15 protein-coding genes are annotated in these 15,022 nt (G+C 69.3%); 12 read left to right on the forward strand and 3 right to left on the reverse strand.

All coding sequences use genetic code 11. The annotated features are described in order from the left end of the window. Window positions 1-108: 108 nt before the first annotated feature. Entirely contained in the window at window positions 109-2,046 is a 1,938-nt protein-coding gene (locus tag B4589_RS02295; RefSeq protein ID WP_079232748.1) for an aldehyde ferredoxin oxidoreductase family protein, read from the forward strand. Between the two features lie 85 nt (window positions 2,047-2,131). Here B4589_RS02295 and B4589_RS02300 read toward each other — a convergent pair whose 3' ends face one another. Further along, window positions 2,132-2,353, reverse strand: a complete 222-nt coding sequence (locus tag B4589_RS02300) for a hypothetical protein (protein ID WP_079232749.1) — start codon at window positions 2,351-2,353, stop codon at window positions 2,132-2,134. A 103-nt stretch (window positions 2,354-2,456) separates the two neighbouring features. Between B4589_RS02300 and B4589_RS02305 the strand changes: the two genes are divergently transcribed. The 6 genes from B4589_RS02305 (at window position 2,457) to B4589_RS02330 (ending at window position 9,037) form a co-directional block, all read left to right on the forward strand. Next, on the forward strand, window positions 2,457-3,485 hold the full coding sequence (locus tag B4589_RS02305; RefSeq protein ID WP_079232750.1) for a zinc-binding dehydrogenase: 1,029 nt from the start codon (window positions 2,457-2,459) through the stop codon (window positions 3,483-3,485). A 247-nt stretch (window positions 3,486-3,732) separates the two neighbouring features. Continuing rightward, entirely contained in the window at window positions 3,733-4,458 is a 726-nt protein-coding gene (locus B4589_RS02310; RefSeq protein ID WP_079232751.1) for a hypothetical protein, read from the forward strand. Window positions 4,459-4,465: 7 nt separating this feature from the next. Next, on the forward strand, window positions 4,466-4,615 hold the full coding sequence (locus B4589_RS02315; RefSeq protein WP_158081129.1) for a hypothetical protein: 150 nt from the start codon (window positions 4,466-4,468) through the stop codon (window positions 4,613-4,615). Next, complete coding sequence (locus B4589_RS02320; RefSeq protein WP_079232752.1) at window positions 4,615-6,090, forward strand: sodium/solute symporter; 1,476 nt, start codon at window positions 4,615-4,617, stop codon at window positions 6,088-6,090. The genes B4589_RS02315 and B4589_RS02320 overlap by 1 nt, the downstream gene beginning before the upstream one ends. A gap of 19 nt (window positions 6,091-6,109) precedes the next feature. Continuing rightward, window positions 6,110-7,213 carry a mandelate racemase/muconate lactonizing enzyme family protein gene (locus tag B4589_RS02325; RefSeq protein ID WP_079232753.1) on the forward strand — a complete coding sequence of 368 codons (1,104 nt, stop codon included), beginning with the start codon at window positions 6,110-6,112 and terminating at the stop codon, window positions 7,211-7,213. Between the two features lie 96 nt (window positions 7,214-7,309). Further along, window positions 7,310-9,037, forward strand: coding sequence for a M28 family peptidase (locus B4589_RS02330; RefSeq protein ID WP_079232754.1), 1,728 nt, complete (start codon window positions 7,310-7,312; stop codon window positions 9,035-9,037). Window positions 9,038-9,062: 25 nt separating this feature from the next. Here B4589_RS02330 and B4589_RS02335 read toward each other — a convergent pair whose 3' ends face one another. Both B4589_RS02335 and gfo6 read right to left on the reverse strand, forming a co-directional pair. Further along, window positions 9,063-9,788 (reverse strand): SDR family NAD(P)-dependent oxidoreductase, encoded by a 726-nt coding sequence (locus tag B4589_RS02335; protein ID WP_079232755.1) that lies wholly within the window; start codon window positions 9,786-9,788, stop codon window positions 9,063-9,065. Window positions 9,789-10,058: 270 nt separating this feature from the next. Further along, window positions 10,059-11,159, reverse strand: coding sequence for a D-xylose 1-dehydrogenase Gfo6 (gene gfo6 / locus B4589_RS02340; RefSeq protein ID WP_079232756.1), 1,101 nt, complete (start codon window positions 11,157-11,159; stop codon window positions 10,059-10,061). 109 nt (window positions 11,160-11,268) lie between these two features. On the opposite strand from gfo6, the gene B4589_RS02345 reads away from it, so the two are divergent. From B4589_RS02345 to B4589_RS02365, 5 genes are all read left to right on the forward strand, one after another. After that, a complete protein-coding gene (locus B4589_RS02345) occupies window positions 11,269-11,757 on the forward strand; it encodes a cupin domain-containing protein (protein ID WP_079232757.1) in 489 nt (162 codons plus the stop codon). 116 nt (window positions 11,758-11,873) lie between these two features. After that, the gene (locus B4589_RS02350) at window positions 11,874-12,149 is read left to right on the forward strand and encodes a hypothetical protein (protein WP_079232758.1); all 276 of its coding nucleotides are present in this window, start codon (window positions 11,874-11,876) and stop codon (window positions 12,147-12,149) included. A 77-nt stretch (window positions 12,150-12,226) separates the two neighbouring features. After that, window positions 12,227-13,111 carry a helix-turn-helix domain-containing protein gene (locus B4589_RS02355; RefSeq protein ID WP_079232759.1) on the forward strand — a complete coding sequence of 295 codons (885 nt, stop codon included), beginning with the start codon at window positions 12,227-12,229 and terminating at the stop codon, window positions 13,109-13,111. Window positions 13,112-13,187: 76 nt separating this feature from the next. Then, window positions 13,188-14,153, forward strand: a complete 966-nt coding sequence (locus tag B4589_RS02360) for an ABC transporter ATP-binding protein (protein WP_079232760.1) — start codon at window positions 13,188-13,190, stop codon at window positions 14,151-14,153. Further along, window positions 14,150-14,947: an ABC transporter permease subunit gene (locus tag B4589_RS02365; protein WP_079232761.1), complete on the forward strand. Its 798-nt coding sequence runs from the start codon at window positions 14,150-14,152 to the stop codon at window positions 14,945-14,947. The genes B4589_RS02360 and B4589_RS02365 overlap by 4 nt, the downstream gene beginning before the upstream one ends. The last annotated feature ends 75 nt before the right edge of the window (window positions 14,948-15,022 follow it).

Below are 15,022 nucleotides of genomic sequence, written 5' to 3' on the forward strand. Positions count from 1 at the left end.
GCCGACCTCGGCGCCGTCCGATAGGTGGGTTTCGTAACCAGTATCGGTTACTTCCCCGTGAGAACGCCTAACAGCCGACGGGCCCTATGTAAGGAACGAGCATTACCTATGACTGATCTCGGCGGCTTCCAGGACCACGTCGCTCGCATCGACCTGAACGCGGGCGACGTCGACTACGAGAGCATCGACGACGAGGACGCCCGCAAGTACATCGGCGCGCGCGGCCTCGGCGTGAAGTACGCGTTCGACAACGGCCCCGACGTCGAACCGCTGGGCGAGGAGAACCTCCTCGCCTTCATGAACGGACCGCTCACGGGGACCCAGGCGCCGATGAGCGGTCGCATCGCCGTCGTCACCAAATCCCCGCTGACGGACACGGTGACCGACTCCCACCACGGCGGATGGAGCGGCGCCCGCCTGAAGTGGGCCGGCTTCGACGGCCTGCTGTTCGAGGGGAAGGCGGAGGACCCCGTCTACGCCGTCGTCGAGGACGGCGAGATCGAACTCCGGGACGCCGACCACCTCTGGGGGTACGGCGTCCACGACACGATGGACGCCGTCGAGGCCGAAGTCGACGGCGCGTACGGCAAGAACCTCTCGACGATGGCGATCGGCCCCGGCGGCGAGAACCAGGTGCGCTACGCCTGCATCATCAACGAGGACGACCGCGCCTCCGGGCGGGGCGGCACCGGCGCGGTTATGGGGTCGAAGAACCTCAAAGCCGTCGTCGTCAAGTCCGGGACCGAGATGCCCAAGCCCGCCGACCGCGAGACGTTCATGGAGGGCCACAAGGCGGCGATGCAGGCGATCCAGGAGTCCGACGTGACCGCGCCCAACGAGGGCGGGCTCTCGGTGTACGGGACGAACGTGCTGATGAACCTCACCGAGGAGATGGACGGGCTCCCGACCCGGAACGGGCGGTTCACCTCCACCAGCATGGAGGCCGAGGAGGAGCCGGACGAACCCAACATCGACTCCGAGAAGGTCTCCGGCGAGAACGTCGAGGAGAACATCCTCGTCGACGACCCGACGTGTCACTCCTGCCCGGTCGCCTGTAAGAAGGAGGTCGAGGTCGACGTCCACCACAAGGGCCAGGATCTCAACATCCGGATGGAGTCCTACGAGTACGAGTCCGCGTGGGCGCTGGGCCCGAACTCGATGAACGACGACCGGGACAAGACCGCGCTGCTGATGGACCGCTGTAACGACTACGGCATCGACACCATCGACAGCGGGAACATGCTCGCGTTCGCGATGGAGGCCGCCGAGAAAGGGTACCTCGACGAGTTCGACGAGACCCTGGAGTGGGGCGACGTGGACGCGATGGTCGAGATGCTCGAGAAGATCGCGGGCCGCGAGACCGACCTCGCGGACGTGCTCGCGGAGGGGCAGAAGCGCGCCGCCGCCGAACTCGACGCCCACGACTGCCGCCTCGACGTGAAGGGGCAGTCTATCGCCGCCTACGACCCGCGCGGCCTGAAGGGGATGGGGATCGGCTACGCCACCTCGAACCGCGGCGCCTGCCACCTGCGCGGCTACACGCCCGCGGCGGAGATCCTCGGCATCCCGGAGAAGGTCGACCCCACCGAGTGGGAGGGGAAGGGCGAACTCACCGCGACGTTCCAGGACCTCCACGCCATCTCGGACTCCTTCGACATCTGCAAGTTCAACGCCTTCGCGGAGGGTGTCGAGGAGTACATCGACCAGTACAACGGGATGACCGGCCGCTCCGTCGGCGAGGAGGAGCTGATGGAGGCCGGCGAGCGCGTGTACAACCTCGAACGCTACTACAACAACCTCGCCGGATTCGACGGCGACGACGACTCGCTGCCGGACCGCTTCGTCGAGGGCGCCGAGGACGCGGTGCCCGCCGGCGGCGGGATCGCGGGCGAACTCTGCGAACTCGACGCGATGAAGGAGGAGTACTACGACCACCGCGGCTGGGTCGACGGCGTCGTCCCCGACGAGAAACTCGACGACCTGGGGATCGACGTCGGCCCGGGCACCGGCGTCTCCGCGAGCGGCACGGCGCCGGCCGACGATTGAAGATGTCGCCGACGCGGGCAGCCGGCGACGACTGACGGTGTCGCCGACGCGAACAGCCGGCGACGACTGAGAACCGACCGCGCGGCTACTCCGCGGCTTCGACTTCGTCGGCGCCGCGCTGGAACCGCTCTTTGAGCTCCTCCGCGGGCCCGACCTTCTCCGCGATCGTCGCGCCGATAAGCGCGCCGAACCCGGCGGCGGTGCTCGCGGCGTTCTTCCCGATCAGCCCGCCGAGACCGCCGCCGATGGCGGCGCCCGCGGCGGCGAACTGTGCGCGTCGGATCGTGCGCTGAATGCGTTCTTTCACGCACGACAGTATCCACTGCCGGAAGAAAAACCCGTCGGCGGTCCGTCACGGCGCCGATCGCCCCGATCCGCGCCTTTTTGCTCTCACTCCCCCCACGACGGGTATGCGGACTGCACACATCACCCAGTACGGTGCCCCCGAAGACGCGCTCTCGGTCGTCGACGCCGAGACGCCCGAACCGGGACCGGACGAGGTCCGTGTGGCCGTCGAGGCGGTCGCGCTGAACCACCTCGACGTGTTCGCCCGGAAGGGACATCCCGAGGACGACGGCGCGTTCCCGAAACGGACCGGCAGCGACATGGCGGGGGTCGTCGACGCCGTCGGCGACGACGCGGACGACGGCTGGGTCGGCGAGGAGGTGGTGGTCTACCCCGGCGTGAGCTGCCGGGACTGTGAGTTCTGCATGGCGGGCGAGCAGACGATGTGTCACGACTACCAGATCATCGGCGAGGACCGGCCGGGCGGTCTCGCGGAGTACGCCGTCGTCCCCGAGTGGTGTCTCGAACCCAAACCCGACTCGCTCGACTTCGTCACCGCCGCGGCGGTGCCCGTGACGTTCACGACCGCGTGGCGGATGATCGTCGGTGCGGGCGAGCTCCGGCCGGCCGAGACCGCGCTGATCCTCGGCGCCAGCGGCGGCGTGGGCAACGCCGCGCTCCAGATCGCCGAACGGTTGGGCGCGACGACGTTCGCCGCCACCTCCACCGACGAGAAGGCCGCGATCGTCGGCGAGCACGCCGACGAGCTGATCGACTACACCGAGGTCGCGTTCGACGAGGCCGTGATGGAGCTGACCGACGGCCGCGGCGTCGACCTCGTCGCCGATCACGTCGGGCAGGCGACGTGGCAGCAGTCCATCGACTCGCTGGCGATGGGGGGCCGGATGGTGATCTGTGGCGCTACGTCCGGGCCCGACCCCGACATCGACATCCGCTCGGTGTACCAACACCACCGCCAGATCCGTGGGGCACCGATGGGGAACCGACAGGAGTTCCGGGACGTCCTCTCGCTCGTCGCCGACGGCGAGCTCGAGCCGCGGATCGACCGGGTGCTCCCCCTGGATCGGATCGCCGAGGGACACGCCGCCATCGAGAACCGTGACGTGATCGGGAAGGTGGTGATCCGACCCTGATCGCGCCGGACGCGTAACATTCACGCCGGGGGTTTGTGGAAACGTATCGGATCGAAAGAATTGGTTGTGGCTCACAACTCGACAGTTGTATCTCCGGTCTCAGGCTTGTGAACGCGTGTTTTCGACGTGATAGTTTTTTTTTGATAGTATCAGACATACACGTTATCTGACCAAAACGTATTTACTGAGCGAACGGCACGGGACTGTGTAACGTACCACACCGAACGATGATTCACACACCGTACACATGATCCGTCGAGACAGCAGTCGAACGTCGGTCGCCACGAAACTCGTGGTGGGGTTCCTCCTGGTGGGGCTGGTGCTCGGACCGGGCACCGTCGCCGCACAGGAGTCCTCGCCGTCGGTCGATCTGGCGGGGACGTCGATCACCATCGACGGCGGCGAGACCAGCACCGTCACCGCCGAGTACGAGTTCGACGTCGCCGAGGCGGGCAGCGGCGAGAGCGCGCTCACGTCGATCAGCGGCACGATGTGGGAGCTCCCCGACCGCGACGTGGGTGACATCTCGGCCACGGTCGACGGCGAGAGCGTCGACGCCTCGGTCAACGAGGAGGACCGCCACTGGGCGATCTCGGTCCCCGTCGGTGACGTCGCCGACGGCGACACCGTGACGGTTACCCTCGAGTACGAGGTCGCCGGGCCGGCCGGCGAAGTGAGGGCCCCCCTCTGGGTGCCCGAGTACTCCACGCCCGGGCAGGCGAACGTCGTCGACGCGACGATGACGCTCCCCGAGGGAACGACCGTCGCTGGCGGGGCGTTCCCGAGCCCGGCGACCGTCGACGGGAACACCGCGACGTACGAGCTCCTGCACGTGCCGGGGTTCATCGCGGCTGAGTACGGCGAGTCCGGGCCCGGCATCCTCACCGAGGACGCCCTCTACTCGGTCGTCGGCGTCGTGGTGATCGTCGGCTTCGTCGTCGGCGGACTGGCAATCGACCGGAAGACAGCGTGAGAGAGAGATGGCATCACTAATCGTAATGCTCACACCGTTCGTCGCGATCGGGCTACTGTTCGTGACGGGCGCGTTACTGTGGGCACGACACAAGGGGCAGGAGGTATCGGAACAGGAAGTCGGTAGCGAGGACCTCGAACGCGGAGGTGACGCCTGATGGCGGTCATCGGCACCGTCGGCTGGGTGTTCATCATCACCCTCGCGCTGTACTTCATGGTCATCTTCGGGATCGGGGTGTACGGCTACCTCAAAACCGAGGACGAGGAGGACTTCCTCGTCGCCAACCGGGAGATCGGCCCGGCGGTCGGGGCGGCGACGCTGTCGGCGACACAGATGAGCGCCGGGACGTTCGTCGGCACGCTCGGGGTCCACTACCTCACGGGCGTGAGCTTCGTCTACATCTGGATCGGGCTCTGGATGGGCTGGCTGGTCTCGCTGGTGTTCGTCGCGCCCCAGATGCGGCGCTTCGGCGAGATCACCGTCCCCGACTTCATCGCGGTCCGGTTCGGCGACGACGGCACCGGCGGCGACCGTATGCGGGCGTTCTCGGCGCTGCTGATCGTCGTCGCCTACACGGTGTACATCAGCGCACAGTACACCGGCGCCGGGCTGATCTTCCAGTCGATCTTCGGCGTCTCCACCGAGATGGGGATGGCGATCATGGTCGCGATCATCATCGCCTACACCGCCTTCGGCGGGATGCGTGCGAGCGCGCTGTCCGACTTCGTCCAGATCATCATCATGACCGTCGGGGCGATCATCTCGATCCCGATCCTGCTGGGCAACATCGGCGGGGTCGGCGAGCTCGAGATGATGCTCACCTCGCTCAACCCCGCGCTGCTGGGTTGGGCGATGACCCCGCTCGAGGTCGGCACCATCGCGCTGGCGTTCGGGTTCGGGATGCTGGGCGCGCCGTACGAGATCGTCCGCATCTACTCGATGCGCGACGAGCAGACGGTGCGGTACGCGATCGGCACGACGCTGATCTTCCAGATCCTGATCGGCGCCGGCGTCGCCGTCGTCGGGATGAGCATGCGCGTGCTCTACCCCCAGCTCACCACCCCCGACCTCGCGAGCGTGATCATGAGCATCGACGTGCTGGGGCCGATCCTGGGCGCGCTGGTGATCGGCGCGATCCTCTCGGCGATGCTGAGCACGGTCGACTCGATCATGATCGTCTCGGCGGGCGCGATCGCCCACGACATCTACGCCGAACTGCTCAACCCCGACGCCAGCGAGAACCGGAAGCTCTGGGCGAACCGCATCTCGGTGATCTTCGTCGGGATCATCCCGTTCTTCCTCGCGCTGTACGGCGAGCTGCTGGGCGGGCTCGTGCAGTTCATCGTGCTGCTGCAGGCGGCGATCATCGGAGCGACGTTCTCGATGCCGCTGCTGCTCGGCTTACACTGGGACCGCATGAACACCACCGGCGCGTTCGCCGGGATGATCCTCGGATTCATCTCGGTGCTCGTGTGGCACTTCGGCACCGACGCCGGCGTGATCTCGGGTGTCCTCGCACAGATCGACCCGGTCGTCCCGGGCGTGATCATGTGTCTGGTGGGGATGATCGCCGGCTCCTACCTCACCTCGAAACCCTCGCGGGAGGCGCTCGCGCCGTTCTTCGACGTCTAACCCCCTCGGTGTATTTTCCGTGACCCGTCCCATCACCGCCGTCGACGTCGAAACCCGAACGCTCCCGCTCGCGGAGTCGTTCCCGACCAGCTACGGCGACCTGCCGACTGACCACTGCTACGTCCGCGTCGACGACGGCGAGACCGTCGGCTACGGCGAGGGCGCCGCACTCCGGACGTTCACTGGCGAGACGGCCGCGACGATGGCCGTCGCTGCCCGCGAGCAGTACGCGCCGGCCGTCGTCGACGAACCGCCCGACCCTGCGCTCCGGGCGCTGGCTCGCGCCAGGGAACGGCTCCCGAACCACCCCGGCGCGGCCGTCGCCGTCGAGGCTGCGGTGCTGGATCTGAAAGCCCGCCGGAAGGGTGTCCCGCTCCACGACCTCCTCGGACCGACCCGACGGACGACCGTCCCGACCGTCAGCGCCGTCGGCGGCGTCGCGCCCGACGAGGCGGTCGAGCGCGTCGAATCCGGGCTCGACGCCGGCTACACGCGGTTCAAACTGAAAGCGAACGGCGAGCCCCGGGCCGACGCCGAGCGCATCGACGCGGTCGTCGACGCGCTCGCCGCCCGCGGCGACCCCGACGAGCTCTCGGTCCGGGTCGACGCCAACACGGGCTGGGAGACCGCCGAGCGCGCCGCACGCGCCGTCGAGCGGATCGAGCGTCCGGCGTACGTCGAGTACCTCGAACAGCCCGTGGCGCCGGCCGCGACCGCCGACCTGCGTCATCTCCGCCGGACCAGCGGGCTGGCCGTGTTCGCCGACGAGTCGATCCACGACCTGCGGGACGTGCGCGAGCTGCTGGCCGAGCCGGCGGCGGTTTCGGGGATCTGCCTGAAGCTCGCCAAGACGGGGTCGCTGCGGGAGTGGACGACGATGGCCGAGGTCGCGGCCGACGCTGGCCGCCCGGTGACACCCATCAGCGCGTTCGACACCTCACTCGGCGCCGCGCTCACGCTCCACCTCTGTGCGACCGTCCCGCGACTCTCCGCGGCCGCGGAGGTCATCCCGGACATGGTCGCCGGGGACCCGGCGACCGAGACGCTCGAGGTCGGCCCCGAGATGGCCGTCCCGGCGGGGCCGGGTGTCGGCGTCGATCTGCCCGATTCGCTGTTCGACTGATCGGATGCGACCCGCCTTTCAGACCACGTGCTCCCCGTTTTTCACGGTCCTTGCTGCCGTCCAAACAGCTATAGCTCCGTCGGTCCACCCTCCGGTATGCTCGAACCGATCGACAGAGAGACCGAGAAGGCGCTCCGAGAGCGCGTCGACCGCGACGAACTCGAACGGCACGTCGACGCGTTCGACGGCACCGAGCGGATCTCCGGCACCGACGACGAGTGGGCGGCCGCGGAGTACGTCGTCGAGACGCTGCGGGAGTACGGCTGTGAGGCCGAGCTGCGTTCGTTCGAGGGGTACATCAGCGTCCCGGAGGACGCCCGCGTCGACGTGACCGCGCCCACCCGGGAGACGTTCGACGAGGCGATCACGACGTCCTTCGGCGCGAGCACGCCCCCCAGCGGCGTCTCGGGCGAGGTCGTCCGCCTCGACGACGTGACCGAGGCGTCCGTCGCCGCCGCCGACGTCGAGGGGAAGATCGTGTTCACGACGGGGCTGCCCACGCCCGAACCGATCACGCTGCTCGACGACGCGGGCGCCGCGGCGGTGATCTACCAGTCCGTCAACCCCGACCAGCTCCACGAGATGATCGTCACGCCGGTGTGGGGGACGCCAGGGCTCGACGACGCCGACGAGATCCCGGAGCTCCCGGTGGCCCAGATCGGCCACGACGCGGGGAACTGGCTGCTGGAGCGCTGTACCGAGGGCCCCGTCGAGGCGACCGTGACGACGGAAGTCACCACCGAACTGACGACGCTGCCCTGTCCGGTCGGGCGGGTCGACGGCACCGAGAGCGACCGCTACCTGGTCGTCGGCAACCACGTCGACTCGTGGTACGAGGGGATCACCGACAACGCGACGGCGATGGCGGCGACGCTCGAACTCGCCCGGATCGCCGCCGCCGACCCGCCGGCGCGGGGGCTGGTGTTCGGCTTCTGGCCCGCCCACTCGACGGGGCGGTACGCCGGCAGCGCGTGGTGGGCCGACCAGGAGTGGCTGGATCTCCGGGAGAACGGCGTCGCCTACTACCACCTCGACCTCAACGGACTGAAAGGCGCCGACGGGCTCTGGCACCAGGAGATGGCCGAACTCGGCGAGGAGCACGTCGACGTCCTGGAGACGGCGGGCGACCTGCCGCTGCTCGACGGCGGCGAGGCGGGGTTCCTCGGCGACGACCGCCCGGCGCGCAACTCCGACCAGTCGTTCTGGGGCGCCGGCCTCTCCTCGCTGCTCTCGGGCGCGCGGCTGGAGCCCGGCGGCGAGGGCGGCCCCATCGGCGGCGGCTGGTGGTGGCACACCCCCGAGGACACCCGTGACAAGGTCGATCTCGACGTGCTCGCGGAGGAGACACGGATCGGGGTGACGCTGGCCAGCCGGCTCTGTGACTCGCCGGCGCTCCCCCACGACTACCGGGCGACGGCCGTCGATATCCGCGAGCAGATCGAGGCGATCGAGGCGGAGACGGACCGGTCGTTCGACGGCGTCCACGAGGAGATCGATGCGCTGGCGGCCGCGCTGGACGAGGCGTACGACCTGATCGACGCGGTCGACGTCGTCGACTCCGACGCCGCGGCGGCGGCAGAGGACCTCCAAGTCACGCTGGGGAACAAGCTGATCCCGGCGCTGTACACGAGCCGTCGCGACTACGACCAGGAGCCGGCGCTCCCCCACGAGCCGCTGCCGGAGCTCCGCCGCGCGGCGGGCGTCGACGGCACGCGCCGGGAGGAGCGGTTCGCGGAGACCACGCTGACCCGTGAGGAGACACGTCTCCGTCACCGCCTCCGGAACGCGCGAAAGGCGGCGGAGTCGTTCGTGGCGTCGAACTGATCGCCGAAGGATGACCGCGCTCGCCTCAGACGAGCCCCGCGCCGCCGTCGACGTCGACGACCGCGCCGGTCATGTAGCTCGCACGCTCCGAACAGAGGAACGCGATCAGGTCGGCGGCCTCCTCGGGCCGTCCGAGCCGGCCCAGCGGCACCTCGTCGGTGAACTCGTCGATCCCCGCCTCGGTCCAGAGCCCCGAGTCGGTCGTCAGCGGCGTGTCCATCAGCCCGGGAACGACGCAGTTCACCCGGACGTGCGGGGCGAGCTGTTTGGCCAGCCCCTTCGTGAGCCCGAACACGCCGGCTTTCGAGGCGGAGTAGTGGACGCCCGCGCTGAGCGACCCCTGCTTGCCGGCGCCGGAGGAGACGTTGACGATCGCTCCCCGCTCACGCTCGTACATCCGCGGCGCGGCCGCGTGGACGAGGTTGTACTGGCCGGTGAGGTTCACGTCGAGCACCTCCCGCCACGCCTCGGGCCCCAGATCGCCGATCCACTCGTCGCGGGAGATCGCGGCGTTGTTGACGATCGCGGCCACGTCGGCACGGTCCTCCACGTCGCCGACGATCTCGCGGACGCGCTCGTGGTCGCGTACGTCGGCGACGTACCCCACGACGCCGTCGAACTCGGCGGCGACTTCGCCTACCGCGTCGTCCACGTCGACGCCGGCGACGAGGTCGTATCGCTCCCGGAGCGAGTCCACGGTCGCGCGCCCGATCCCGCTGGCCGCGCCCGTCACGATCGCTGCGTCGGTCATACGCTCGGGTCGGCATGGACCGACTTACGTGTTCGCCCGCGGCGCCACCGTCACCGAACACTGCGGCCGGGAACCGTGCATTTATCACGTTCTCTCGGGTAGGTTCAGCCGTCGACGGAGACGGCGCTTTTCTCGCCGTGACGTCGACAACCCAACACAGCGCTCGCGTGGCGAGGGGTCCGCCACCATCGGCGCATCGTCGGGCCGACCACGGGGGCCACCCGGTCCGACACAACTCCGCCTCCTCCGCCTTTCCACCTTTCGCACGTCTCAGCGACGGGTGAGCGTGACACGTTCGCCCGACTCGGCGGCCTCGTACGCCGCGTCCATGATCGCCACGTCGGTCAGCCCGTCCTGCCCGTCCGGCTCCGGCGGCGTCCCGGTCAGCACGCAGTGGGCGAAGTAGTCGAACTCCTCACGGGTCTCGTCGGCTCCGAGCCCGGAGAGCTCCACGTCGCCGTCCTCCGTACTGACACGGACGGTCCGGTCCGCGCCGGGGACGAACGCGTTCTCGACCCTGATCCGGCCGTCGCTGCCGGCCAGTTCCAGCCACGAGTCGGCGTCGCCGCTGAAGCTCGCGGTGAACTCGCCGACGACGCCCTCGGGGAACGACGCGAGCACGTGGACGTGTTCGTCGGCGAACCGCGGGCTGTCGGAGTCGTCCGGCCGGTCGCCGAACGGCTCGCTCGCGTGGGCCATCGCCTCGACGGCGCCGGGGTCGGCGCCGAGCAGGTACCGCGTCGTGTTGAGCGGGTAGACGCCCACGTCCACGAGCGCGCCGCCGCCCGCGAGTTCGGCGTCGAGACGCCACTGGTCGGGCCTTTTCGAGCCGTCGAGGACGGGGAACGTGAACTCCCCCATCGCCTTCGTCGGGTCGCCGATGCCGCCCCGCGAGACGAACGAGCCGAGCGCGCGGATCACGGGGTCGGCCTGCATCCGGTAGGCGGTCATCAGCGTCACGCCCGCCTCCTCGCAGGCGTCGACGGCCGCGACCGCACGCTCGGTCGTCGCTTCGAGGGGTTTCTCGCAGATCACGTGTTTCCCGTGGTTCGCGGCGGTGCGGACGTGGTCGAGGTGGAGCCGGTTCGGCGTCGCGACGTAGGCCGCGTCGTAGGCGTCGAGCCCCGCGCCCTCGGCGTACGTCTCGTAGCTCAGCGGGACGGCGTCGTGCTCGTCGGCCACGCGCTCGGCCTTCTCGGGGTCGCCGGAGACGACGGCGCCGACCTCGGCGTAGTCGCCCGCCTCGATCGCGGGGATCGAGACGTTCCGGGCGTAGTTCCCCAGGCCGACGACGGCCAGGGGGGCGGTCCCCTCGGGGTCGGTGTCCCAGTCGCGCGTCGAGGCGGCATCGACGAGTGCCTGCAGGTCCATGTCCCGACGTTGGGAGCGGGCGGGAAAACGGTTGGCGAAGGGGAATCGACCGACGGCTTGGACCGACGAGCAGGGGGAGAGCTTTCCTCTCCGGGCCACACCTTCCCCCATGGAACCGATCAACGAAGCCGACCTGCCGTGGACGACGACCGAACGCGGCGAGACCGAGTTCCGCCGGAAAAAGCTCGCCGCCGCGGCGGCGGAAGGCGACCCCGACCTGGGCTGTAGCCTCTACGAACTCCCGCCCGGGAAGCGCTCGTGGCCGTACCACTACCACACGGGCAACGCCGAAGCGCTCTACGTACTCGCCGGGAGCGGACTGCTCCGCGCCAGCGACGACGAACACGAACTTCAGGCGGGCGACTACGTGGCTTGCCCGACCGGTCCCGAGGGTGCCCACCGCGTGGTCAACGACGGCGACGAACCGCTGCGCTACCTCGCGATGTCGACGATGAACGACCCCGACGTGACCGTCTACCCCGACTCCGAGAAGATCGGCGTGTACGCGGGGTCGCCGCCCGGCGGCGACGGCGAGCGCGACGTGGACGGCTACTACGACCGCGACGCGACCGTCGACTACTGGGACGGCGAGGAGTGAGCGGTGGCCTGAGCCGGTCTTACGCCGGAATCGCCTCGAACTCGTTTCAGTAACGCCGCTTACAGAAACATCATTCAGATTATCTTTTTGGTGGCGTGGGCCGTACATCTACGTGTATGAGGGACCCCAACCCACGCGGCCCACGACCGACCGTTTCCGATACGAGCGCGCCGGGACTCGGCGACTCGTGGGGGATGTTGCTCGGGACGCTGTTCGCGGGCGTCGTGCTACTCGGTGGGCTGTTGACCGCCGTCACGTCGCCAGCGCTGTTCACCGGGCTCGTGATCGGCCTCGGCGTCGGCGTCGCGGCCGGCGTCGTCACCACGCGACGGCGCGCGTCCCTGGACAGCCAGCTCTGTCTCCCGCGAACGGGCGTCTGTGTCAGGATCTGAACACACCATCCAACCATTCTTCTTACATAAACGCAGTTCACCGAACACTTTTTCGGGTGTGCCCCCAGATTTCACCTATGAGCGAGCGGCTCGAGTCGATTCAGGACTGTGAGGACTGCGTCGAGCCCGCCGACGCGTTCGGGCTGGTGGCCAACGAGACCCGGCTGTCGATCCTCGAAGCGCTGTGGACCGCCGACTCCTCGCCGGTGCGGTTCTCCGAACTCCGTGCGGAGGTGGGCATGCGCGACAGCGCGCAGTTCAACTACCACCTCGACAAGCTGACCGACCAGTTCGTCCGGAAGGTCGACGAGGGGTACGAGCTCCGCCACGCGGGCGAGAAGGTGGTGCAGGCGGTGCTCGCGGGCTCGTTCACCCAGCACCCGACGCTCGACCCCATCGACGTCGGCGACCCCTGCGTGAACTGCGGCGCCGACCTCCGGGCGACGTACGAGGACGAACAGCTCTCGATCGCCTGCCCCGACTGTGGCTACGGCCACGGCGAGTACGCGTTCCCGCCGGGCGGGCTGACCGACCGCACCGACGAGGAGCGGCTCGCGGCGTTCGACCAGCGCGTCCGCCACCTCCACTGTCTCGCGAAGGACGGCGTCTGCCCCGAGTGTAGCGGCCGGATGGAGACCACCGTCGAGCGCGCCGAGGGCTGCTGTGTCGGGAGCGAACTCACGGCGATCCACCGCTGCTCGCAGTGCAACCACCAACTCTGTTCGGCGGTCGGGCTGGCGCTGCTCGACGACAGCGTCGTCGTCGGCTTCCACCGCGAACACGGCGTCTCCCTCTCGGATCGCCCCTACTGGACGCTCCCGTGGTGTGTCTCCGACGACGCCATCGACCTGGTGAGCGAGCAGCCACAGCGCTTCGAGGTGACGATCGAACTCGACGGCGGGGCGCTGACGGTGACGCTCGACGACGACCTGAGCGTGCTCGACACCGAGCGCTCCGCCTGATCCCCCCGCTTCGGCCCTCCACTCGCCCGCGGTCGATCCCCCAAAGCCTATGCCGGGACCCGACCGCCACTTCCCCATGGCGACGTCCCCGCCAGCCGTCGAGATCGACGGCCTCCACAAACGGTTCGGCAGCGTGACCGCCCTCCGCGGTATCGACCTCACCGTCGAACGCGGCGAGGTGTTCGGCTTCCTCGGCCCCAACGGCGCCGGGAAGTCGACCACGATCGACTGCCTGCTCGACTACCTCCGGCCCACCGAGGGAGGAGTCGAGGTGTTCGGCATCGACGCCCAGCAGGAGTCCGGCCGCGTGCGCCAGCGCGTCGGCGTGCTCCCGGACGGCTACGACACGTTCCCGGAGTACACGGCCCGCGACCACGTCGCGTACGCCATCGACTCGAAGGACGCGACCGACGACCCCGACGCGCTGCTCGACCGCGTCGGCCTCGCCGGCGAGGAGGAGCGCGTCGCGGACGACTTCTCGAAGGGGATGACCCAGCGGCTCATGCTCGCGATGGCGCTCGTCGGCGATCCCGACCTGCTCGTGCTCGACGAGCCCTCGACCGGGCTCGACCCCAACGGCGTTCGGCTGATGCGCGAGATCGTGCGCGAGGAGGTCGACCGCGGCGCGACCGTGTTCTTCTCTAGCCACATTCTCGACCAGGTCGAACGCGTGAGCGACCGCGTGGGGATCCTCGCCGACGGCGAACTCGTCGCCGTCGACAGCGTCGAGGGGCTGCGCGGTGCGGGCGCCGTTTCGGCGCTCACGGTCCACTGCGACCCGCTCACCGAGTCGGCCGTCGACGCCGTCGGGTCGCTCGCCGACGTCGAGTCGGTCGAGGCCGAGGAGGGCCGGATAACGGCCACCTGTGCCGGCCCGGCGAAAGTCGACGTGCTCGACACGCTCCGGGAGCACGGCGCGGAGATCCGCGACGTCGAGTCAGACGCCGGCTCGCTGGAGTCGGTGTTCGCGGCGTACACCGGCGAAGGCGGCGACGGCGGCGGCGCGGGTGCGTCGGTCGAGGCCACGGGGGTGGCGGAGTGAGCCTCCGTACTGTCGCCGAGAAGTACGCCCGCGACACCCGCCGGACCAAATCCGTCTGGGTGGTGACGGCGCTGTTCGTCGCCGTGTTCGGTTTCCTCGGCTGGTCGGGCGCGTACGACTACAACGGCGAGGTGCGGGCGCTCGCGGCCGGAGGGATCGGGAACTCCGCGGCGATACTGGTGCCGCTGACGACGCTCGCGCTGGGCAACGGCGCCGTCGCCGGCGGACGGGAGTCGGGCTCGCTCCGCGTGCTGCTCGCCTTCCCCCACTCCCGACGGGAGGTGGCTGCCGGCGCGTTCCTCGGCCGGCTCGGGCCGCTCCTGCTCGCGGTCGTCGCCGGTCTCCTCGCGGCGCCGATCACCTACACCGTCCGGGCCGGCCAGCTCCCGGGCGTCGACTACCTCGTCCTCGTCGGGCTCGTGGTGCTGTGGACGGTGTTCTGTACCTCGCTGGCGGTCGGCATCTCCGCGCTCGTCTCCACGGGTCGGCGCGCCATCGCCGGCGGGCTCGGGACGTACATCGGCTTCCTCTTCCTCTGGAGCTGGGTGCCGAGCCAGATCGTGCGGCGCCTCTACCCGCGGGAGGAGCGGTACCCGCTCCCGGAGTGGGCGCAGATCTGGAACGCGCTCGACCCGATCTCGGCGTTCACGGGGGCGACGCGGCTGCTCAACTACCGGCCCGACGAGGCGCTGGCGGTCTACGAGACGATCCCGTTCTCGGCGGCCGTGGTCGCGGCTTGGGTGCTAGTCCCGATGGCGTTGGCGCTCTGGCGGTTCCCGAACACGGATCTCTGAGGTGTCGACGACAACAAAAAGGACGGCCGAAAGCGTCAGTCGTCGCAAGCGGAGACGAGACTGAAACGCTGACTC

This window comes from Halolamina sp. CBA1230 (assembly GCF_002025255.2).
In the GTDB taxonomy this organism is placed as follows: domain Archaea; phylum Halobacteriota; class Halobacteria; order Halobacteriales; family Haloferacaceae; genus Halolamina.

Bases quoted from the DNA above. Each gene is read 5' to 3' on its own strand.
- B4589_RS02355 (WP_079232759.1), top strand. From the start codon at position 12,227: ATGAGCGAGCGGCTCGAGTCGATTCAGGACTGTGAGGACTGCGTCGAG.
- B4589_RS02295 (WP_079232748.1), top strand. From the start codon at position 109: ATGACTGATCTCGGCGGCTTCCAGGACCACGTCGCTCGCATCGACCTG.
- B4589_RS02345 (WP_079232757.1), top strand. From the start codon at position 11,269: ATGGAACCGATCAACGAAGCCGACCTGCCGTGGACGACGACCGAACGC.
- B4589_RS02320 (WP_079232752.1), top strand. From the start codon at position 4,615: ATGGCGGTCATCGGCACCGTCGGCTGGGTGTTCATCATCACCCTCGCG.
- B4589_RS02330 (WP_079232754.1), top strand. From the start codon at position 7,310: ATGCTCGAACCGATCGACAGAGAGACCGAGAAGGCGCTCCGAGAGCGC.
- B4589_RS02335 (WP_079232755.1), bottom strand. From the start codon at position 9,788: ATGACCGACGCAGCGATCGTGACGGGCGCGGCCAGCGGGATCGGGCGC.
- gfo6 (WP_079232756.1), bottom strand. From the start codon at position 11,159: ATGGACCTGCAGGCACTCGTCGATGCCGCCTCGACGCGCGACTGGGAC.
- B4589_RS02305 (WP_079232750.1), top strand. From the start codon at position 2,457: ATGCGGACTGCACACATCACCCAGTACGGTGCCCCCGAAGACGCGCTC.
- B4589_RS02315 (WP_158081129.1), top strand. From the start codon at position 4,466: ATGGCATCACTAATCGTAATGCTCACACCGTTCGTCGCGATCGGGCTA.
- B4589_RS02350 (WP_079232758.1), top strand. From the start codon at position 11,874: ATGAGGGACCCCAACCCACGCGGCCCACGACCGACCGTTTCCGATACG.
- B4589_RS02360 (WP_079232760.1), top strand. From the start codon at position 13,188: ATGGCGACGTCCCCGCCAGCCGTCGAGATCGACGGCCTCCACAAACGG.
- B4589_RS02310 (WP_079232751.1), top strand. From the start codon at position 3,733: ATGATCCGTCGAGACAGCAGTCGAACGTCGGTCGCCACGAAACTCGTG.